This window comes from Actinophytocola sp. NPDC049390 (assembly GCF_044466355.1).
Taxonomy (GTDB): Bacteria; Actinomycetota; Actinomycetes; order Mycobacteriales; family Pseudonocardiaceae; genus Actinophytocola.
This window is the reverse complement of the sequence record NZ_JBITMQ010000028.1, coordinates 1-19,236: the sequence shown is the minus strand read 5'-3', so window position 1 is coordinate 19,236 and position 19,236 is coordinate 1. Positions and strand designations below refer to the sequence as shown.

General features: G+C 70.1%; 17 protein-coding genes and 1 pseudogene. 12 read left to right on the top strand and 6 right to left on the bottom strand.

The window, feature by feature from the left end; all coding sequences use genetic code 11:
• The first annotated feature begins 87 nt into the window (after positions 1 to 87).
• From ACIBVP_RS43990 to ACIBVP_RS43980, 3 genes are all read left to right on the top strand, one after another.
• Entirely contained in the window at positions 88 to 369 is a 282-nt protein-coding gene (locus ACIBVP_RS43990; protein WP_396112520.1) for a DUF3311 domain-containing protein, read from the top strand.
• The gene (gene mctP, locus ACIBVP_RS43985) at positions 369 to 2,003 is read left to right on the top strand and encodes a monocarboxylate uptake permease MctP (RefSeq protein ID WP_396112519.1); all 1,635 of its coding nucleotides are present in this window, start codon (positions 369 to 371) and stop codon (positions 2,001 to 2,003) included. The genes ACIBVP_RS43990 and mctP overlap by 1 nt, the downstream gene beginning before the upstream one ends.
• Before the next feature lie 160 nt (positions 2,004 to 2,163).
• Positions 2,164 to 3,267, top strand: coding sequence for an L-histidine N(alpha)-methyltransferase (locus tag ACIBVP_RS43980; RefSeq protein WP_396112518.1), 1,104 nt, complete (start codon positions 2,164 to 2,166; stop codon positions 3,265 to 3,267).
• Between the two features lie 62 nt (positions 3,268 to 3,329).
• Here the strand turns inward: ACIBVP_RS43980 and ACIBVP_RS43975 are convergent, their stop codons facing one another.
• The gene (locus tag ACIBVP_RS43975) at positions 3,330 to 3,923 is read right to left on the bottom strand and encodes a TetR/AcrR family transcriptional regulator (protein WP_396112517.1); all 594 of its coding nucleotides are present in this window, start codon (positions 3,921 to 3,923) and stop codon (positions 3,330 to 3,332) included.
• A 91-nt stretch (positions 3,924 to 4,014) separates the two neighbouring features.
• Here ACIBVP_RS43975 and ACIBVP_RS43970 point away from each other — a divergent pair, with 91 nt between their 5' ends.
• Genes ACIBVP_RS43970 through ACIBVP_RS43950 form a run of 5 tightly spaced genes read left to right on the top strand, consistent with a single transcriptional unit; the run spans position 4,015 to position 11,347 of the window.
• Complete coding sequence (locus ACIBVP_RS43970; RefSeq protein WP_396112516.1) at positions 4,015 to 5,745, top strand: ABC transporter ATP-binding protein; 1,731 nt, start codon at positions 4,015 to 4,017, stop codon at positions 5,743 to 5,745.
• The gene (locus ACIBVP_RS43965; RefSeq protein WP_396112515.1) at positions 5,742 to 7,610 is read left to right on the top strand and encodes an ABC transporter ATP-binding protein; all 1,869 of its coding nucleotides are present in this window, start codon (positions 5,742 to 5,744) and stop codon (positions 7,608 to 7,610) included. The genes ACIBVP_RS43970 and ACIBVP_RS43965 overlap by 4 nt, the downstream gene beginning before the upstream one ends.
• Positions 7,607 to 8,344, top strand: coding sequence for an SDR family NAD(P)-dependent oxidoreductase (locus ACIBVP_RS43960; RefSeq protein WP_396112514.1), 738 nt, complete (start codon positions 7,607 to 7,609; stop codon positions 8,342 to 8,344). Before ACIBVP_RS43965 ends, ACIBVP_RS43960 begins: the two co-directional genes overlap by 4 nt.
• A 40-nt stretch (positions 8,345 to 8,384) precedes the next feature.
• Positions 8,385 to 9,944: an ATP-binding cassette domain-containing protein gene (locus tag ACIBVP_RS43955; RefSeq protein ID WP_396112513.1), complete on the top strand. Its 1,560-nt coding sequence runs from the start codon at positions 8,385 to 8,387 to the stop codon at positions 9,942 to 9,944.
• Positions 9,941 to 11,347, top strand: coding sequence for an aminotransferase class V-fold PLP-dependent enzyme (locus ACIBVP_RS43950; RefSeq protein WP_396112512.1), 1,407 nt, complete (start codon positions 9,941 to 9,943; stop codon positions 11,345 to 11,347). The genes ACIBVP_RS43955 and ACIBVP_RS43950 overlap by 4 nt, the downstream gene beginning before the upstream one ends.
• Before the next feature lie 69 nt (positions 11,348 to 11,416).
• Here ACIBVP_RS43950 and ACIBVP_RS43945 read toward each other — a convergent pair whose 3' ends face one another.
• From ACIBVP_RS43945 to ACIBVP_RS43935, 3 genes are read right to left on the bottom strand one after another with little or no spacing between them, the layout of a single operon-like run.
• Positions 11,417 to 13,198, bottom strand: a complete 1,782-nt coding sequence (locus ACIBVP_RS43945; RefSeq protein WP_396112511.1) for an EAL domain-containing protein — start codon at positions 13,196 to 13,198, stop codon at positions 11,417 to 11,419.
• Complete coding sequence (locus tag ACIBVP_RS43940; RefSeq protein WP_396112510.1) at positions 13,195 to 14,211, bottom strand: alpha/beta hydrolase; 1,017 nt, start codon at positions 14,209 to 14,211, stop codon at positions 13,195 to 13,197. The genes ACIBVP_RS43945 and ACIBVP_RS43940 overlap by 4 nt, the downstream gene beginning before the upstream one ends.
• Before the next feature lie 10 nt (positions 14,212 to 14,221).
• Complete coding sequence (locus tag ACIBVP_RS43935; RefSeq protein WP_396112509.1) at positions 14,222 to 15,538, bottom strand: cytochrome P450; 1,317 nt, start codon at positions 15,536 to 15,538, stop codon at positions 14,222 to 14,224.
• A 117-nt stretch (positions 15,539 to 15,655) separates the two neighbouring features.
• On the opposite strand from ACIBVP_RS43935, the gene ACIBVP_RS43930 reads away from it, so the two are divergent.
• The gene (locus tag ACIBVP_RS43930) at positions 15,656 to 16,471 is read left to right on the top strand and encodes an SAM-dependent methyltransferase (protein ID WP_396112508.1); all 816 of its coding nucleotides are present in this window, start codon (positions 15,656 to 15,658) and stop codon (positions 16,469 to 16,471) included.
• Positions 16,472 to 16,539: 68 nt separating this feature from the next.
• Positions 16,540 to 16,707, top strand: a complete 168-nt coding sequence (locus ACIBVP_RS43925) for a hypothetical protein (RefSeq protein WP_396112507.1) — start codon at positions 16,540 to 16,542, stop codon at positions 16,705 to 16,707.
• A gap of 39 nt (positions 16,708 to 16,746) precedes the next feature.
• Here ACIBVP_RS43925 and ACIBVP_RS43920 read toward each other — a convergent pair whose 3' ends face one another.
• Both ACIBVP_RS43920 and ACIBVP_RS43915 read right to left on the bottom strand, forming a co-directional pair.
• Positions 16,747 to 17,076, bottom strand: a complete 330-nt coding sequence (locus ACIBVP_RS43920) for a hypothetical protein (RefSeq protein ID WP_396112506.1) — start codon at positions 17,074 to 17,076, stop codon at positions 16,747 to 16,749.
• 374 nt (positions 17,077 to 17,450) lie between these two features.
• A pseudogene (locus tag ACIBVP_RS43915) lies at positions 17,451 to 18,521 on the bottom strand (transcription termination factor Rho, short form); the annotation flags it as partial.
• Between the two features lie 184 nt (positions 18,522 to 18,705).
• Here ACIBVP_RS43915 and ACIBVP_RS43910 point away from each other — a divergent pair.
• Entirely contained in the window at positions 18,706 to 18,930 is a 225-nt protein-coding gene (locus ACIBVP_RS43910) for a hypothetical protein (protein ID WP_396112505.1), read from the top strand.
• Between the two features lie 115 nt (positions 18,931 to 19,045).
• Positions 19,046 to 19,236, top strand: a 191-nt coding sequence (locus tag ACIBVP_RS43905) for a hypothetical protein (protein ID WP_396112504.1), incomplete at its 3' end; no start/stop codon positions are given.

Genomic DNA, 19,236 nt, shown 5'->3' with positions numbered 1-19,236 from the left:
CGGACACGCATGCTGGCCCGTCGTGATCATCGGATCTATCGTATGCCGCACTGTCGTCGGTCACGCCAAACAACGAGGTAGGGCCTTATGTCGTCCGACAAGCCAGGCGGCCGGACCACGGGGTTGGTGTTCAACCCGTGGAACCTGTTGCTGCTGCTCCCCTTCATCGTCCTCTTCACCCCGATCTACAACCGCACGTCGCCGGAACTGTTCGGGATGCCGTTCTTCTACTGGTTCCAGTTCGCGGTGATCCTCGTCGGTGTGCTGGCCACGATCGTCGTGTACCGGATGACGAGGAAGACACCCGTTCGCCCGGCCCCCGGTGAGCCCGCGGACGTCGACCGGCTCGACGAGGGGAGCGCCGAGTAATGCAGTGGACAGAGCTGATCATCTTCGTCCTGTTGTTCGGGCTCGTCACCGTCCTCGGGTTCGTCGCGTCCCGGTGGCGCGCGGCGGCGACGCTGGACCACCTCGACGAGTGGGGCCTCGGCGGCCGCAAGTTCGGGTCGTGGATCACCTGGTTCCTCGTCGGCGGTGACCTCTACACGGCGTACACGTTCGTCGCCGTCCCCGCGCTGCTGTTCGGCGCGGGCGCGATGGGCTTCTTCGCCCTCCCGTACACGATCATCGCCTACCCGCTGGTGTTCCTGCCGGTGCTGCGGCTGTGGTCGGTGTCGCGGGCACGCGGGTACGTCACCCCGGCGGACTTCGTGCGCGGCCGCTACGGCTCGTCGCTGCTGGCGCTGATCGTCGCGATCACCGGCATCGTCGCCACCATGCCCTACATCGCGCTGCAGCTCGTCGGCCTGGAGGCCGTGCTGCGGTCGATGGGCTTCAACGGCGCCGGGTTCCTCGGGCACCTGCCGCTGCTGATCGCGTTCGTCATCCTGGCGCTCTACACCTACCAGTCCGGCCTGCGGGCGCCCGCGCTGATCGCGTTCGTCAAGGACATCCTGATCTACGTCGTCATCCTGGTGGCGGTCATCTACCTGCCGTCCAAGCTCGGCGGCTGGGACTCGATCTTCTCGGCGGCCGACCAGAAGTTCAGCGAGACACCGGCGCCCGCCGACGGTGTGCTGCTGAACGGCAACAACCAGCTGCAGTACGCGACGCTCGCGCTCGGCTCGGCCATGGCGCTGTTCCTGTACCCGCACTCGGTGACCGGTGTCCTCGCGTCGCGTGGGCGGGACGTGCTGAAGCGCAACATGTCCGCACTGCCCGCGTACTCGCTGCTGCTCGGTCTGCTGGCGCTGCTCGGGTTCGTCGCGATCGCGGCGGGTGTCACGCCGATCACCAACAACGCGACCGGCCGCCCGGACAGCAACACGATCATCCCCGAGCTGTTCAACACGCAGTTCCCGTCGTGGTTCGCGGGCATCGCGTTCGCCGCGATCGGCATCGGCGCGCTGGTGCCCGCCGCGATCATGTCCATCGCGGCGGCGAACCTGTGGACCCGCAACGTCTACAAGGAGTACATCCGCAAGGGCGCGACCCCGAAGGACGAGGCCAAGCAGGCGAAGCTCGCGTCGCTGGTGGTCAAGTTCGGCGCCATCCTGTTCATCGTGGTGATCGACCCGCAGTACGCGATCGACCTCCAGCTGATCGGTGGCGTGATCATCCTGCAGACACTGCCCGCGGTCGCGATCGCCCTGTACACGAAGTGGTTGCACCGCTGGGCGCTCATCGCGGGCTGGGCGGTCGGCATGATCTGGGGAATGGTGCTGCTGTACCAGATCCCGAACCCGGCGAGCGGCCGTCTGCACTTCGGTGGGTCGGCGCTGGCCCTGGACAAGCTGAACATCTTCGGGTGGCAGCCGTTCGAGGGCTCGATGCTCCAGATCTACGTCGGGTTCGTCGCGCTGATCGCGAACCTGCTGGTCGCGGTCATCGTCACGCTGGTCATCCGTCGCACGAACACGTCCAACGGCAGTGACGACACGACCGGCGAGGACTACCACGTCGACGAACACGACGAGAATCTGCGCCCCATCGCCGTGCACTGATCATTTCTGACCGGAAAGGCGCTTTCGAAACAGCGAGCTGTTTCGAAAGCGCCTTTCGTGTTGTTCTCGCAACTTGTTTGCCTTGTGCATCTGCACGTGCAGATGCAGAATCAGAACCCTTCTGAAGTGCGAAGACCATCCGCGGAAGGGGAGTCCTGCGATGGCAGTTGAGTCGATCGCGCGCGCCGCGATACCGCCGCCGGTCCTGAGAACGAGAGTGGAACCGGACGGGCCCGCGTGGCTGGAACTGGGACCGGACGACCGCACGGCGCGGTTCATGCGCCTGGTCAGCGACCTGAGCCGGGGCTACGACGACGCGGGCAACGGCAAGCGCATCGGCTGCGGACACGCGTACACGGGTGTCGACCCGGCCGTGGCGTGGACGATGGTGTGCCGCGATCCTCTGTGCGGGGCGCCGAGGCAGAGCATCGAGTCGTTCCCGAGGCGGTGGCAGGCGGTGCGCACGGGGATGCCCGCACAGGCTTGCCACCTCGTCAGCTTCGGGCCGGGCGACGGGCGCAAGGACGGGGTGCTGCTCGAGGACCTCTCGCTGGCCAACCCCGACCTGTGCTACCTGCCGGTCGACGCGGGCGAGGAGCTGCTGCACCTCGCGGTCCGCGGGCTGATCGGTCGGCTGGACCTGCCGACGGACCGCGTGCTGTCGTTGCCGTGGGACTTCTCGCTGGCGGAGAACGCGGCCGCGCTGCGCAGGCTGCTCGACGAGCTGTTCGGGTCGACGCCGGTGCTGTTCTCGTTGCTGGGCAACACGCTCGCGCACGTCGACGACGACACGGCGTTGCTGCGACGGTTCGCGTCCTTGCTGCGGCCCGGGGACCGGCTGCTGCTCGAGGTCGAGGCGACGACGAGCCTCGACGCCGGCCTGGTCGTCGACGCCGTCGGGGAGTACGAGCACAGCGCCGCTTTCGGGGAGTTCGTCGCCGCCGGGCTGCGGGCGCACACCGATCTCGTCGTGGACCAGGATTCGGTGGAGCTGCTGGGGGACGTCGAGGACGGGCGTGCGCTGGTGGTGAAGGCGGCCTACCGGAACCGGACCGGCCGGGACGTGCTGATCGGGCTCGCGAACCGGTCGTCGGTCCGGTTCGCGCCGGACGACACCATTCGGGTCGCGCTGTCGCGGAAGTACTCGGCGGAGGGCCTGTCCGCGATGCTGGCGGCGGCCGGGTTGACGGTCATGGCGGACGTCTGCACCGGGACCGGCGGGCCGTTCGGGTTGGCGCTGCTGATGTTGGCGGCCTGTGGATAACCGGCGGCTGACTGTCGGTGGTGGCCGCCAGCCTGGATCGCGCCGGGTGGCACGCTCGGGGGTCAGTCGTCCGCCAAGCCCTTCAGCAGCGGTAGGTACACGTCGTCCACCATCGCGGCGATGGTGTCGTCCGAGACCGGGGTGCCGCAGACGATCGCCTCGCTGCGGATCATGTCCAGCGGCAGCCTGGCCGCCATCTTCGGCACCGTCACCGGACGCAGCTCGCCCCGCTGGACGGCGTTGTCGACGATCGTCCGGATCCCGCTCGTCAACGGCGTCGAGTCCATGCGTTCCTTCAACAGCGTCTGCACCTCGGGTTGCTTGAACGCCTCCGCCATCACGCCGGCGATGGTCTCCGTCATCATGCCCGCCGTGCGATCGGCGACGCGGGTGAAGAGCCAGACCAGATCAGCCCGTAGCGAACCCGTGTCGGGGATGACCGGACGAATCGGTTGTTGTCGGGCCCATGCGGCGATAACGAGGTGCGCGCGGCTCGGCCATCTGCGATAAATGACGGGTTTGCTGGTACCTGCCCGTTTTGCCACCGCCTCTATCGTGAGAGCCGTGTAGCCCACCTCGGCCAGCTCCGCCCACGCCGCATCGAGGATGGCCTGTTCGAGCCGTTCGCCTCGCCTGCGTGTCCTGGTCTCGGTCACCCGACCGCCTTAAGATACGTTGCGTTTCCTACTGCTCTGGTCTACCTTCCGTCATGTTAGACACGCCCCGTTTCTTCCCAGGGGGGAAGCCTTGCTGAACCGATTGTTGGTGACCTACCTGCGGCCCTATCGCCGCGAGCTCACCGCCGTCCTCGTACTGCAGCTGATCGGCACGGTCGCCTCGCTCTACCTGCCCAGCCTGAACGCCGACATCATCGACTTCGGTGTCGCGCTCGGGGACACCGGCTACATCGTCGAGACCGGCGGGTGGATGCTCGCCGTCACGCTGGTGCAGATCCTCTGCTCCATCGGGGCCGTCTGGTACGGGGCGCGGGTCGCCATGGCGTTCGGGCGGGACGTCCGGTCGGGCATCTTCCACCGGGTCGGCGCCTTCTCGGCGCGCGAGGTGGCCACGTTCGGGGCGCCGTCGCTGATCACCCGGACCACCAACGACGTCCAGCAGGTCCAGCTGCTCGTGGTCATGTTCTGCACGATGTTCGTCGCCGCGCCGATCATGTGCGTGGCCGGGGTGATCATGGCGTTGCAGGAGGACGTCGGGCTGTCGTGGCTGCTGCTGGTGTGCGTGCCCGCCCTCGCGATCTCCGTCGGGCTGATCGTGTCGCGGATGGTGCCGCAGTTCCGCCTGATGCAGGACCGGATCGACCAGGTCAACCGGGTGCTGCGCGAACAGCTGTCCGGCATCCGCGTGGTACGCGCGTTCGTGCGGGAGAAGGCCGAGACCGAGCGCTTCGGCGACGCCAACCGGCAGCTGACCGACACCGCCCTGCGGGTCGGGCGGCTCCAGGCGATGATCTTCCCGACCGTGATGCTGATCCTCAACGTCTCCAGCGTGGCCGTGCTGTGGTTCGGCGCGCACCGCGTCGACGACGGCGAGATGCAGGTCGGCGCGCTGACCGCGTTCCTGTCCTACCTGCTGATGATCCTGATGTCGGTCATGATGGCCACCTTCATCTCGATGATGATCCCCCGCGCGGCCGTCTGCGCCGAGCGGATCCAGGAGGTGCTGGGCACGGAGTCGTCCGTCACGGCCCCCGACGCGCCCGTGACCGAGCTGCCCGCACGGGCCGAGGTCGAGTTCCGGGACGTCGAGTTCCGGTACCCCGGTGCGGCGGACCCCGTCCTGCGCGACATCTCCATCCGCGCCGAAGCGGGCAGGACCACCGCCATCATCGGCAGCACCGGCTCGGGCAAGACCACGCTGCTGTCGCTCGTCCCGCGGCTGATCGACGTCACCGGCGGGACGCTGTTCGTCAACGGCGTCGACGTCCGCGACCTCGACCCGGACGTGCTGCGCGGCCGCATCGGGCTCGTGCCGCAACAGGCCTACCTGTTCACCGGCACCGTCGCGTCCAACCTGCGGTACGGCAAGTCCGACGCCACCGACGACGAGCTGTGGCAGGCCCTCGACATCGCGCAGGCCCGCGACTTCGTCGAGGAGATGGGCGGCCTCGAGTCGGCCATCGCGCAGGGCGGCACCAACGTGTCCGGCGGGCAGCGGCAGCGCCTCTCGATCGCCCGCGCGCTGGTGCGCCGACCGGAGATCTACCTGTTCGACGACGCGTTCTCCGCGCTCGACCTGTCCACCGACGCCGCCTTGCGTGCCGCGCTGCGGCCGCACACCGAGCGGTCCGCGGTCATCGTGGTCGCGCAGCGGGTGTCCACCATCCTCGACGCCGACCAGATCGTCGTGCTCGAGAACGGTGCGGTCGTCGGCGTCGGCACGCACCGCGAGCTGATGGCGGACTGCCCGACCTACCTGGAAATCGTCGAGTCCCAGCTGACCCCGGAGCAGGCCGCATGAGCACCCCGACCGCAACCCGCAGGCCGGTGGCGGGACGTCCCGGCGGCGGGGGCTTCCCCGGCATGCAGGGCCCCGTCAGCAAGGCCGACGACTTCAAGACCTCCGCGAGACGGCTCGTCGCCCGCATGCGGCCGGAACGCACCAACCTCGTGCTCGTCGTGGTGCTCGGCGTGATCAGCGTCGGGTTCGCGGTCGCGGGCCCCAAGATCCTCGGCCACGCCACGGACATCATCTTCGACGGCGTCCTCGCGCGGTACCGGGGCGTGCCCGGCGCGGGGATCGACTTCTCCGCGCTCGCGACCGTGCTGCAGTGGGTGCTCGGCCTGTACCTGACGTCGTCGATCTTCGGCTGGCTGCAGGGCAGGCTGTTGAACTCGGTGGTGCAGCGGGTGGTCTACGACCTGCGCGAGGAGGTCGAGGCGAAGCTGCACCGGCTGCCGCTGCGGTACTTCGACGGCCAGCCCCGCGGCGAGCTGCTCTCCCGCGTCACCAACGACATCGACAACATCTCGACCACGCTGCAGCAGACGCTGAGCCAACTGCTCACGTCCCTGCTGACGGTCGTCGGCGTGCTCGTCATGATGTTCACGATCTCGCCGCTGCTGGCGCTGATCGCGCTCGCGGTCATCCCGGTGTCGGTCGTGATCACCGGGCGGATCGGCAAGCGGGCGCAGAAGCTGTTCGTCGCGCAGTGGAAGCACACCGGCGCGCTCAACGCGCACATCGAGGAGTCGTTCACCGGCCACCAGCTGGTGAAGGTCTTCGGCAGGCAGAAGGAGTCGGAGGCGGACTTCCGCAAGCGCAACCAGGACCTGTACGAGGCCTCCTCAGGCGCGCAGTTCGTGTCCGGCCTGATCATGCCGTCGATGATGTTCCTGTCGAACCTGTCCTACGTCGTCATCGCGGTCGTCGGCGGTCTGCGGATCACGTCCGGGACCATGACGCTCGGCGAGGTCACCGCGTTCATCCAGTACTCGCGGCAGTTCACGCAGCCGCTGACGCAGGTGGCGTCGATGGCGAACCTCATGCAGTCCGGGGTCGCGTCCGCGGAGCGGGTGTTCGAGCTGCTGGACGCGCAGGAGCAGGAGCCCGATCCCCAGGACGCGTCCCTGCCCGCGCAGCGGCGTGGCCGCGTCGAGTTCGAGGACGTGTCGTTCTCCTACCGGGCCGAGCAGCCGCTGATCGAGAACCTGTCGCTGGTGGCGGAACCCGGTCAGACGGTGGCGATCGTGGGGCCGACCGGCGCGGGCAAGACCACGCTGGTGAACCTGGTCCTGCGGTTCTACGAGCTGGACGCCGGGCGGATCACGCTCGACGGCGTGGACATCACGGCGTTGAAGCGGGAGGACCTGCGTTCGCAGATCGGCATGGTGCTGCAGGACACGTGGCTGTTCGGCGGCACGATCCGCGACAACATCGCCTACGGCAAGCCGGGCGCGACCGAGGAGGAGGTCATCGCGGCCGCGCAGGCGACCTACGTCGACCGGTTCGTGCGCACCCTGCCGGACGGCTACGACACGGTGATCGACGAGGAGGCCTCGAACGTCTCCGCCGGTGAGAAGCAGCTGCTGACGATCGCGCGTGCGTTCCTCGCGAGCCCGTCGCTGCTGATCCTCGACGAGGCGACCAGCTCCGTCGACACCCGCACGGAGTCGTTGGTGCAGCACGCGATGGCGGCGCTGCGGTCGTCGCGGACCAGCTTCGTGATCGCCCACCGGCTGTCCACGATCCGCGACGCCGACCTCATCCTCGTGATGGAGCACGGCCGGATCGTCGAGCAGGGCAACCACGAGCAGCTGCTGGAACAGCGCGGCGCCTACCACCGCCTGTACTCGGCGCAGTTCGCGGCGCCGGTCGAGGAATGACCGGTACCGCCCTGGTCACCGGTGCCGGGCGCGGCCTGGGTGCGGCGATCGCCCGCACCCTCGCCGCGCGCGGCTGGGCGGTGGCCGTCAACGACCTGCGCCCGCCCGACGACGTGGTGGCCGGCATCCGTGCCGCGGGCGGGAAAGCGGTCGCCGCACCGGGTGACGTCACCGACGAGGCCGACGTCACCCGGCTCGTCAGCGAGGTGACCGAGCAACTCGGCCCGGTCGGCTGCCTGGTGGCGAACGCGACCGGGCCGCAGCCGGTCGTGGAGTTCGCGGACCTGGACTGGCGGACACACCTGGACCAGCTGGAGTTCTTCGTCAAGAGCCCCACGCTGCTCGCGCAGGCCGTGGTGCCGGGCATGAAGAAGGCGGGCGGCGGCCGGATCGTGCACATCGGTTCGGACATGGTCGACCGGGCGCTGCCGGGGTGGTCGGCGTACACGGCGGCGAAGGCCGCGCTGGGCGCGCTCACCCGGGTGTGGGCACGGGAGCTGGGGCCGTTCGGCATCACCGTGAACGTGGTCGCGCCCGGGTGGGTGCCGGTGGAGCGGCACACGGACGCGACCCCGGCCGAACTGGCCGAGTACACCGGGGACGTGCCGCTGCGCAGGCTCGGCGCGCCGACGGACGTGGCCGGCACGGTGGCGTTCCTCGCCTCGGCGGACGCGGCTTTCCTGACGGGCCAGACCATCCAGGTCAACGGAGGCCACAGCATCGCGTTGCGCTGATCCTTGCGGCACACTGGGAAGTGATCGCTGGGGAGGCGGCATGGCTGTCACACGGACCGTGCCCTGCGTCCAGGCGCTGGCGGCGTCGTGGACCGCGGGGAGTTTCGCACTCGAACCCGTCACCGTGGAGGTCGGCGCGGGCAGGCTCGTCGCGATCATCGGGGCGAGCGGCGCGGGCAAGACCACGCTGCTGGAACTGCTGGCCGGCGTGCGGGCGCCGTCGTCCGGGCAGGTCACGCACCCCGCCGAGGTCGGGTACGTGCCGCAGGACGACATCGTGCACACGCATCTCCCGCTGCGGCGCACGCTGTCGTACGCGGCCCGGTTGCGTGGCGAGGCGCCGGACGTCGCGCCGGTGCTGGCGACGCTCGGGCTGACCGGCCGCGAGGACGCGACGGTCGCCACGCTCAGCGGCGGCGAGCGCAAGCGGGCGAGCATCGCCGTCGAACTGCTCGGTCGGCCGGACGTGCTGTTCCTCGACGAGCCAACCAGCGGCCTCGACCCGATGACCGCCAAGGACCTGGTCCGCCACCTGCGGCTGCTGGCCGACGCGGGCCGCACGGTCGTCTACACCACCCACAGCCCGCCCGACATCGCGTTGACCGACCAGGTCATCGTGCTGGCGGACGGAAAGGTCACCTACGCGGGCCCACCGGTCGGCGAGGGCACCGCCGAGCAGATCTACCACCGGCTGATGACCGGCGACGTCGAGTGGTCGCCGTCGCCGGTCGTGTTCGAGCCGCCCGCCGCGGCGCCGCCGAGGCGACGCGTCCCGGCGGTCCGGCAGTGGGCGCTGCTGACCGCGCGGGCCGTGGAGCTGTTGGCACGCAACCGGATCACGCTCGCCATCCTCGTCGGCTCGCCGATCATGATCGCGTTGATGTTCCTCATGCTGTTCCGGCCCGGCGCGTTCGACGCCTCGGCACCGTCGCCGAACACGACCGTGATGATCCTGTTCTGGATCGCGTTCGGCGGGTTCTTCTTCGGTCTCACCTACGGCCTGTCGCAGATCTGCGACGAGTTCGCGATCCTGCGCCGCGAACGCCGTGCCGGGCTGCGGCTGAGTCCGTACCTGCTGTCCAAAGTGGCCGCACTGCTCCCGTTGCTGTGCCTGGTGGACGCGTTGCTGCTCGGGTTGCTCGCGGTCACCGACCGCCTGCCCGACCTCGCGTGGTCGGGGCACCTGGCGTTGTTCGGCACGGTCGCGCTGGCCTCGCTCGCCGCGCTCACCCTGGGCCTGCTGGCCGCGTCGGCGGTGCACAACCCGTCGCAGGCCGCGCTGACGTTGCCGATGCTGTGCTTCCCGCAGGTGCTGTTCGTCGGCGCGTTCCTGCCGGTGCCGGTGATGGCCGACGTCGGGCGGTGGTTCAGCTACGCGATGAGCAACCGGTGGGCGTTCGAGGCACTCGGTCACACCGCGGGGCTGCCGGAGCTCTGGCGGGACGGCGCGTCCCCGCTCGGCCGTCCGCTGCTCGCGTCCTACGAGGACAGCTTCGATCATCCACTGTGGACACACTGGTCGCTGCTGGCCGGGTTCGCGGTGCTGTTCGCCGCGCTCACGTTGCTCGTGCTGCGGCGCAAGGCGGGGCGAGCGCGATGACCGCGATCCTCGCCGAGTACCCGGAGTACGCCACGACGACCCGCCTCGACGAGCTCCGCCGCACCGAGTACGGCTACCTCGACGAGCAGGGGCACGTGTACCTCGACTACACCGGCGCCGGGCTGGCCGCCCGCGCGCAGCACCGCGCGCATGCGGACCGCCTTGCGCACCGGCTGTTCGGCAACCCGCACTCGGTGAACCCGACCAGCGAGGCCGCCACGGTACTGGTCGAGCAGGCGAGGGCCAGAGTGCTGGCGCACTTCAACGCCTCGCCCGACGAGTACGCCGCGGTGTTCACGCCGAACGCGACCGGGGCGGCGCGGCTGGTCGGGGAGGCGTACCCGTTCGGCCGTCGCACCCGGCTGGTGCTCACGGTCGACAACCACAACTCGGTCAACGGGCTGCGCGAGTTCGCCCGGCACGGCCACGCCCGCACCGTGTACGTACCGACGAGGGCGCCCGAGCTGCGCGTGGACACCGACGTGCTGACCACGGCGCTCGGCACGGGACGCGGCCTGTTCGCCTACCCGGCGCAGAGCAACTTCAGCGGCGTCCGCCACCCGCTCTCCTGGATCCACCTCGCGCAGGACCGGGGCTACGACGTGCTGCTCGACGCGGCCGCCTACCTGCCGACGGGGGTCCTGGACCTGTCGGCGGTGCGGCCGGAGTTCGTGCTCGTGAGCTGGTACAAGCTGTTCGGGTACCCGACCGGCGTCGGCTGCCTGGTCGCCAGGCGGGACGCGCTCGCGCGGCTGCGGCGGCCGTGGTTCTCCGGCGGCACGATCCAGGCGGTCAGCGTCGGGATGCCGTGGCACACCATGGCATCCGACGAGAGCGCGTTCGAGGACGGCACCCTCAACTTCCTGTCCATCCCGGACGTCCACTTCGGACTGGACTGGTTGGCGGACATCGGGGTGCCGCTGGTCGGCACCAGGGTGGCGTGCCTGACGGGCTGGTGCCTGTCGTGCCTGGCCCGGCTCACGCACAGCGACGGCAGCCCGATGACCCGCGTGTACGGGCCGACCACGCTCGACTCCCGCGGCGGCACGGTCGCGTTCAACTTCCTCGACGCGACGGGCAAGGTGGTCGACGAACGTCTCGTCGCCGCGGAGTCGGCCGCGGCGGGGATCTCGTTGCGCACCGGCTGCTTCTGCAACCCGGGCGTCGGCGAGGACGCGTTCGGGCTGGACGTGAGCACGCTGAAGCCGCTGCGACACGCGCGGACCGACTCACTCGACGAGTACCTCGACCTGATCGGCCTGCCGTCGGCGGGCGCGGTCCGCGTGTCGTTCGGCCTGGTGTCGACGGCCACGGACGTGTCCAGGTTCGCCGAGTTCGCCATCCGCACCTACCGCGACCGCGTCACCACGACCGAGGGCCTCCGCCCCCGCGACCGCTGCTGAGTGCCCTGAAAGACGCTTTCGGGACGTTGACCCTGGATCCGCCAACCGGCACTGAAAACGTCTTCCAGGTCAGTCCGGGAACAGGGCCTTCGGGTCGGGGTCCGGGAACAGCGGGCCCGTCGCCGTGTCGGCGCCCACGCCGCGCCACCAGTCCGCCTCCTGCTTGCTGCGGATGTCGTCGACCGCGACCTCGGCGCCCGCCTCGTGCACCATCGTCGCGAGACCGGTCAAGGCCTTGGCCACCAACGACTTCTTCGGCGCGCCCCGCGCCTGCGACACCAGCCGTGCCGTCAGCGCCACCGCACGCAGCGGCAACCCGGCCAGCCGCACGACGTCCGACGCGGCACCGCTGAAGTCGTGGACCGCCATGCCGACCCCGGCCGCAGCGAGCGACGACAGGTTGTCCATGCTCCGTGCCCGCCCGTCGAACACCTCCTGCGCGGGCATCGCCACCCGCAGCCGGTCGGCGGGCATCGCGGACTCGTCGAGGACGCCGAGCACCGAGTCGACGAGGTCCGGCGCGGCCGACTGGTTGCCGGACAGGTGCACCGACAGCGGCAGCGCCGCGCCCGCGAGCCGGTCGCACGCGTCCCGCAGCACCCACTGACCGAGCTTCGGGCTGAGTCCCGTCGCCTCCACCAGCTCGACGCACCGCTGCTCGGACAACCCGGCTTCCTGCCAGCGCGGGAACGCGTCGACGGCCACGGGCTGCCGGTCGGCGAGCGCCACCCGCAGCCGGTACCCGACCGCGAGCTGCCCGCTCTCCAGCGCGCCCGGCAGGGTCGCCGCGAACCGCAGCAGCCTGCGGTCGTGCGCGTCCTCGTCCGGGGTGAGCAGCCGCCACCGGCCGGGGCCTTCCTCCTTCGCGTGCCGCAGCGCGATGTCCGCGGCCTGCATGAACTCCACCGGGTCGGCCCGGTGCGGCGGGCTCTGCACCACGCCGACGCTGGCGGTCGTCGCGAGCCCGACCCCCGCGACCCGCGTGGTCTCCGTGATGGCGGCCATGATCGTCGCGACCACGTCGGCCGGCCGCGCGCTCCCCTCGCCGTGCTCCTGCAGGACCATGAAACCGGCCCGGTCGAACCGGGCCACCATCAGGCCCTCGCCGGACAGCGCGTTCCGCAGCCGCACCGCGATCGCCGTCATCAGCGTGTCCGTGTTCGGGCTGCCCAGACCCTCGTTGAACACGGAGAACCCGTTCAGCTCGACGCGGTACAGCGTGGTCGGGCCGCCGGAACCGAGCACCTCCTCCAGCCGGGTGCCGAAGAACTGCCGGTTCGGCAGGCCCGTCAGCGCGTCGTGCAGCAGCTGGTGGCTCAGCTGGCGCCGCAGCAGCGTCAGCTCGGTCGACGTGTCGCCGAAGTCCGTCTGCCGTTTCTCCGCCGCGCGCATCGCCTTCGTGGCGACCTCCATCAGCGCGCGGCACATCGCCTCCTGTTGGTCGGTCGTGCGGCGCCGGACGGCCTCGGTGAAGCCCGCGGACACCGCGCCGATCAGCCGGACCACCCGCTCCGGCGGCAGGTGCCGCACGTCCTCGTCGGACAGCAGCGGCCCCGCCAGGACGTCCACCGTGCACTGCAGGCTCGACTTGTCGACGCAGTTCAGCGCCACCAGGCGGGCACCGACCCGCTCCGCCTCCTCGAGACCGAGCGGCTCGGCGGCCAGCGCCGTGAACAGGTCGTGGACCATCTCCAACAGCGGCGCCTCGATGTCGGTGTGCTTCAGGGGCACGTACGCCGTCGTGCTGATCAGGTACGCCCACTTCCTGGCGACCTTGACGCGCGCCTTCTCCCGGTCCGCAGGCGATCTCGGTACCGGGTCGCCCGGGCCGTTCGGCAGGGGCGTCGTCATCGGGGGATCATCCGATCGGCCCATCGCACCACCACATCATGCAGGTCCGGAGCGTTCGGGGCGTAGTTGAGCGCGTGGCCGTAGCCCGGTAGGACGTAGGCCCGCAGCTGCGCGGCGGGGCCGTAGAACGGGGCCTCCGCCCGCAGCAGCGCCGCCGACGACGAGCAGTCGGTGGCGAGCAGTCCGCAGAAGGTCGGGTCGCTGCCCGCCATGACGGTCAGGACGGGGACGTCGACCCGCGCGGTGAACGGGGTGACGGTGCCGAGCAGGGCGGCGTCGACCAGTTCGGTCGGCGCGACGACGTCCTTGGTCGCCTCGTCGAGCGCGTCGATCGCCGCGTCGTAGGGGCCCGGCGCGTGCAGCGACCGCCAGCGCGTGCCGGGCATGGTGGTGAGGTAGCCGAGGTCGAGCGTGCGGTCGGCGAACGCGGGGTCCAGCACCGCGGGCACGAACGTGGCGGCGATCGGCGCGAGGCCGAGCGTGTTGAGGTGGTGACCCATTCCGGTGACCAGCACCCCGTCCACGTCACGGTACGTGGCCGCCTCGATGATCGAGATGGCCGAGCCGAGCGAGTGGCCGCCGAGGAACACCGTGCCGAACCGTTCCCGCAGCTCCCCGACCACCTGGTGCACGGCCGCCGCCTGCGTGATCGCGGTCAGCAGGGCGCTGCTCGGCACCGAGCTGTCGCCGGTCCCGAGCCGGTCGACGGCCAGCGTCGCGTAGCCCGCGTCGTTCATGGCGCGGCGGAACGAGTGCCGTGCCGGGTCGACGGGGATGTCCCAGTAGCCGCGGTTGTAGAACCCGCCCGGGACGAGCACCTGCACGGCGGACGCGCCACCGGCCGGGACGCAGAGCGTGGCGGCCATGGTCTGTGCGAGGCCGGCGATCGTGACCGGGTACCGCTCGTCGGTGCAGGTCGGCTGGGCCGCCTGCGCCGTGGGGGCGGACAGGACGAGCGCGGAAGCGGCGGCGGCGAGCGCCATGGCGAACCGCCGTGGGGGTCGGGCGAACAACGGGGACCTTTCAGCGAGGGACGACCGTCATCGACAGCCGTGCGGGATAGGCGGTGGAGGTGTACTTGACCCGCAGGGGCCGGTCGGGGACGGGTGCGAGCCGCCAGCGGCTCGCGATCGTCGCCACCGTCACGGCCATCTCGGTCATGGCGAAGGCGTTGCCCACACACATGCGGTTGCCTGCGCCGAACGGGATGAACGCGCCGCGCGGGATGTCCTTGACCCGTTCCGGCGCCCACCGGTCCGGGTCGAAGCGGTGCGGGTCCCGGAACGTGTGGGGGTCGTGGTGCAGCGCGTGCGGGCTGATGGTGACCTCGGTGCCCGCGGGGAGGCCGACGCCGCCGAGCCGCACCGGCCGCAGCGTGCGGCGCATCAGGATCCAGATGGGGTACATCCGCAGGGTCTCGTTGATCACCTGCTGGAGGTAGGTCAGTTTGGGCACGTCGTCGGCGGTGACCGGGCGGCCGGACAGCACCTGGTCGATCTCCTCGTGCACACGCCGCTCGACGTCCGCGTGCCGGGAGATCTCGTGGAACAGCCAGGCCAGCGCCAGCGCGCTGGTCTCGATGCCCGCGGACAGGAGCGTGACGACCTCGTCGTAGACCTGCTGGTCGGTCATCGGCTCGCCGTCGGAGTCGCGGGCCGCGAGCAGCATGGACAGCAGGTCGCCCCGGTCGACACCGGTGGCGCGCCAGTCGGCGATGACCGTGCCGACCACCGCGCGCATGCGGCGCACCGCGCGGTCGAACTGGCGGTTGCCGCGGACCAGCAGCGGGCCGACGAACGCGGGGGACAGGGCACGGACCATGCCGTGCCGGATCACGACCGGGATGGAGCGGCGGGCCTCCTCGATGGCGGTGCGGCCGAACTCGGTGCCGAACAGCGCCTCGCCGACGATGGTCACGGCGAGCGCCTGCATGTCCTCGTTGATCTCGCGCCGTTCCCCCGGCCGCCACGACCCGCTCAGCCGGGCAACGGCGGTTTCCATTTTCCCGGTGTAACGCGCGATGCGCTCGTGGTGGAACGCGGGCTGAACCAATCTGCGTTGTCGCAGGTGAAAGGCGCCACCGGAATTCACGAGGCCGTCACCGACGAATGGCCGGAACTTGTCGAACATGGCACCTTTTCCGAAACTCGCCGAGTCGGTGACGAGCACGCGGTGCGTCAGCTCCGGGGTGGTCACGAAGTACATCGGGAGCGTGCCGAGGTGCACGCGCACGACGTCCCCATAGGTGTGAAGACCTTCTGTGAAGCCGAATCTGCGACGCAGCAGGGCGGGAGTGTGGCCGAGCACAGGCCAGCGCCCGGGTGCCACCGGAACGGACATCCGCATCTCCTCGCCTCGCGAGACGGATTACAGTAAGGGGCCCCCAACGGTCTCGGACAGCACCCGAACGGGTGGGATCCGAGGATTTCGTGGACTTTCTCGAAAACGAGGTGTGGCGTGACACAGCAGGACTGGGTTCCGGGGATCATCGACACGTCCGCGCCGAGTGGGGCCCGGACCTACGACTACCTGCTCGGCGGCAGCCACAACTTCGAGGCCGACCGCGCCATGGCCGACCAGGTCGAACGCGCCGTGCCCGGCATCAGGGCCGCCGCCAGGCTCAACCGCGCGTTCCTCGCCCGCGCGGTCCGGTTCATGATCGGCGAGGGCATCCGCCAGTTCCTCGACATCGGTTCCGGCATCCCGACGGTCGGCAACGTGCACGAGATCGCGCAGCAGGAACACCCCGACTGCCGTGTCGTGTACGTCGACAAGGACCCGATCGCCGTCGCGCACAGCGAGTTGATGCTGACGGGCAACGACCGTGCCGGCATGGTCGAGGCGGACATGCGCGAACCGGAGGGCATCCTGACCCACCCGGTCACCCGTTCGCTGATCGACTTCGACCAGCCCGTCGGCCTGCTGTTCCTGCTGGTACTGCACTGGATCCCGGACGACGCCGACCCGGCGACGCTGGTCTCGCGGTACCGGTCGGCGCTGGCGCCCGGCAGCTACCTCGCGCTCACGCACATGACCGACGACATCCAGGGCGACAAGATCCACGCCGTGGCCGGTGTCGTGCGGGAGAGCCGGGGCGCCGGGCAGGTGTTCCCCCGCACCCGCACGGAGATCTCGACGTTGTTCGGTGACTTCGCGCTGGTGGAACCGGGCCTCGTGCCGACGGGCACGTGGCGCCCCGGCGGTGCGGGCGACATCTCCGACGACCCGGAGATGAACGAGCTGTCCTTCGCGGGCGTCGCCCGGAAGTCGTGACAAGCAGGCCCATGCGATGTGCGGTACAACGGGAACCGGACATACCGCCAACCGAAGGGATTTTCCCGATGGCGCACGACCCCACTCGCCGTTCGCTCCGCATGCTGGCGGTCATCGGCGCGCTGGCCGCGCTGCCGCTGCTGGCCGCGTGCAACGACAGCGAGGAGGACGACGACGATGGTGACGACGACGAGGGCATGGGCCGCCCCGCGGCCGTGCTGGTCGTAACGCAGTAGGGCAGTCGCGGCGCGCCCGGGCTGTCCGGGCGCGCCGTGCTAGTGGCGCATGGTGGGGTCGCCCTGGAGCGTCCCCCCGATCTCCCCGCGCAGCCGCTCCATGTCGGCGACCTCGATGCTGGTGAGGGCCCATTTCTCGCCGACGAGGTACGTGGCGCCGTACAGCAGCGCCATGTCGAGCCAGGCCTGCTTCTTCTCCTCGGTGGTGAAGTCGAGCAGCATGTACCGGGTCGCGTCGGTCGAACACGCCGCCTGCCGGAAGTCGCTGGTCTTCCCCTGGAACCGAGGCTCACACCCGATCGTCTCGGCAAGCTCCTCGACGGTGTAAACCCGCTCAGGCGGCGGCTCCGCCTGAGCACACCCCACCAAGAACCCGAGACCAGCAACCACCCCAACCCACAACCGCGCCATACCCACATAAACGAACCCCACCCCACCCTGGTTCACCGCGAGTCACGCGCAGGAACACAGCGAGTCGCGCGCGCGAACACCGCGAGTCGTGCTCAGGAACACAGCGAGTCGCGCTCAGGAACACCGCGAGTCGCGCGCAGGAACACGGCGAGTCGCGCTCTCGCGCAGGGTGAGTTGTCGGTTTCGTGCACCTCCGGCGACCTGATGCGGGCCAGGATCTGCACGAAACCGGGAACTCGGTATGCCCGAGCGCGCGACTCGCGGTGTTTTGGCGCGCGACTCGCGGTGTCTGGGCGCGCGACTCGCGGTGTTCCTGCGCGTGACTCGCGGGGTTAGCGGCGGGGGAGGGTGGTTAGGAAGTGGGGGTTTGTTGGGGTTTTGCGGAGGTTGTCCAGGATTAGGTCTATGGCCTGGGCGGGGTCGCGGGTGTTCAGGGCATGGCGGAGTGTGCGGGTCGCGGCCAGTTCGGATGGGCTGAGGAGCAGCTCCTCCTTGCGGGTGCCGGACTGGCGCACGTCGACGGCGGGGAACACGCGGCGTTCCGCGATGCGGCGGTCCAGGCGCAGTTCGGCGTTGCTCGTGCCCTTGAACTCCTCGAAGATCAGCGAGTCGCCCGCCGAACCGGTCTCGACCAGGGCCGTCGCGAAGATCGTCAGGGAGCCGCCGCCCTCGATGTTGCGGCCCGCGCCCAGGAAGCGCTTCGGCGGGGTCAGTGCGGTGGCGTCGATGCCGCCGGACAGGATGCGGCCGGTCGCGGGGGCCGCCAGGTTGTACGCGCGGCCGAGCCGGGTGAGGGAGTCCAGCAGCACGACCACGTCGCGGCCGTGTTCGACGAGCCGTTTCGCTCGTTCGATGGCGAGTTCGGCCAGTGCGGTGTGCTCGCGCGGCGGCAGGTCGAACGTCGCCGCCGCCACCTCCGCGGGTACGCCGCGGGCGAGGTCGGTGACCTCCTCCGGACGTTCGCCGACGAGCACCATCATCAGGTGGCATTCCGGGTGGTTCTTGGCGATGCCGTGCGCGATCGCCTGCAGCACCGTGGTCTTGCCCGCCTTCGGCGGCGCGACGATCAACGCGCGCTGCCCCTTGCCGACCGGCATGACGAGGTCGCTCACCCGCGCGGTGAGCGCGTGCGGCTCCGTCTCCAACCGGAGTCTTTCGTTGGGGTACAAGGGAGTCAGGTCGGCGAACGCGGGACGTGCGTACCGCGGTCGCTGCCCGTTCACGCTCTCGACCGTGGCGAGCTTGCCGGACCGGACCTCACCGGTGACCGTGTCGCCGCGCCGCAGGTCGTTGGCGCGCACCAGTCCCATGGGGACGGACGTGTCCCCCGGACCGGACAGGTAGCCGTCGGCACGCACGAACGCGCGGTCCCCGACGATGTCGAGTATTCCGTTGACAGACATGGGAAATCCTTTAGGTGAATGCACAGTCGCGCGAGGACTGTGGGAAGAAGAAGGAAAGAAGAGGCTCAGTGGGGGAAGAGTCCGCAACCACGAGCGGTGCACCGAGGCTACCGCCACGCCCGGCCGGGACGCAACCGTCTAAGGTTCCCCCCGTCAGTCCCCACCGACGAAGGAGCACGAAACAGTGGCCGTTTCCGTAGACCTCGCGAAGCAGCTCGACAAGGCGTACGAGGACCTCGGCGTCACCGAGATCCTGGACTCGCCCGTCGCCGCCATCTCGGGTGTCAGCGAGGGCGACGCCGAGAAGCTGGCCGCCGCGTTCAACATCAAGACCGTGCGCGACCTGGCGAACAGCAAGTACTTCCGGCTGGCCGCCGCGCTGGCCGAACTGGAGACCCTCTCCAAGTGACCGAACGCGGCGGGTGACCGGTTTGTTCCCGGTCACCCGCCGCGGAGTTGCCGATCCCGGGCAACGCGAGAACCATGGGACGGGCGAGGGCGAGTCCAGCGGTGGGAGCCCAGCCATGACCGCGGTGAAACCTTCTGGAGGTCGTGACCCCCAGGTACAGCCGGCCCCGATCCGCGTCCGCGCCGGCGCCGCCGCGCGGGGCCGGAAAGGCGCTGCGCTCCTCGGGATCTTCCGGACCACCGACCCCAAGCTGATCGGCGTCCTCTACCTCGTCACCTCGTTCGTGTTCTTCATGACCGGCGGCGT

What these genes read in the sequence shown, in the direction of transcription:
- ACIBVP_RS43955 (WP_396112513.1), top strand. Translation starts at nt 8,385, where the DNA reads ATGGCTGTCACACGGACCGTGCCCTGCGTCCAGGCGCTGGCGGCGTCG.
- ACIBVP_RS43925 (WP_396112507.1), top strand. Translation starts at nt 16,540, where the DNA reads ATGGCGCACGACCCCACTCGCCGTTCGCTCCGCATGCTGGCGGTCATC.
- ACIBVP_RS43965 (WP_396112515.1), top strand. Translation starts at nt 5,742, where the DNA reads ATGAGCACCCCGACCGCAACCCGCAGGCCGGTGGCGGGACGTCCCGGC.
- ACIBVP_RS43935 (WP_396112509.1), bottom strand. Translation starts at nt 15,538, where the DNA reads ATGTCCGTTCCGGTGGCACCCGGGCGCTGGCCTGTGCTCGGCCACACT.
- ACIBVP_RS43945 (WP_396112511.1), bottom strand. Translation starts at nt 13,198, where the DNA reads ATGACGACGCCCCTGCCGAACGGCCCGGGCGACCCGGTACCGAGATCG.
- ACIBVP_RS43950 (WP_396112512.1), top strand. Translation starts at nt 9,941, where the DNA reads ATGACCGCGATCCTCGCCGAGTACCCGGAGTACGCCACGACGACCCGC.
- ACIBVP_RS43990 (WP_396112520.1), top strand. Translation starts at nt 88, where the DNA reads ATGTCGTCCGACAAGCCAGGCGGCCGGACCACGGGGTTGGTGTTCAAC.
- mctP (WP_396112519.1), top strand. Translation starts at nt 369, where the DNA reads ATGCAGTGGACAGAGCTGATCATCTTCGTCCTGTTGTTCGGGCTCGTC.
- ACIBVP_RS43960 (WP_396112514.1), top strand. Translation starts at nt 7,607, where the DNA reads ATGACCGGTACCGCCCTGGTCACCGGTGCCGGGCGCGGCCTGGGTGCG.
- ACIBVP_RS43980 (WP_396112518.1), top strand. Translation starts at nt 2,164, where the DNA reads ATGGCAGTTGAGTCGATCGCGCGCGCCGCGATACCGCCGCCGGTCCTG.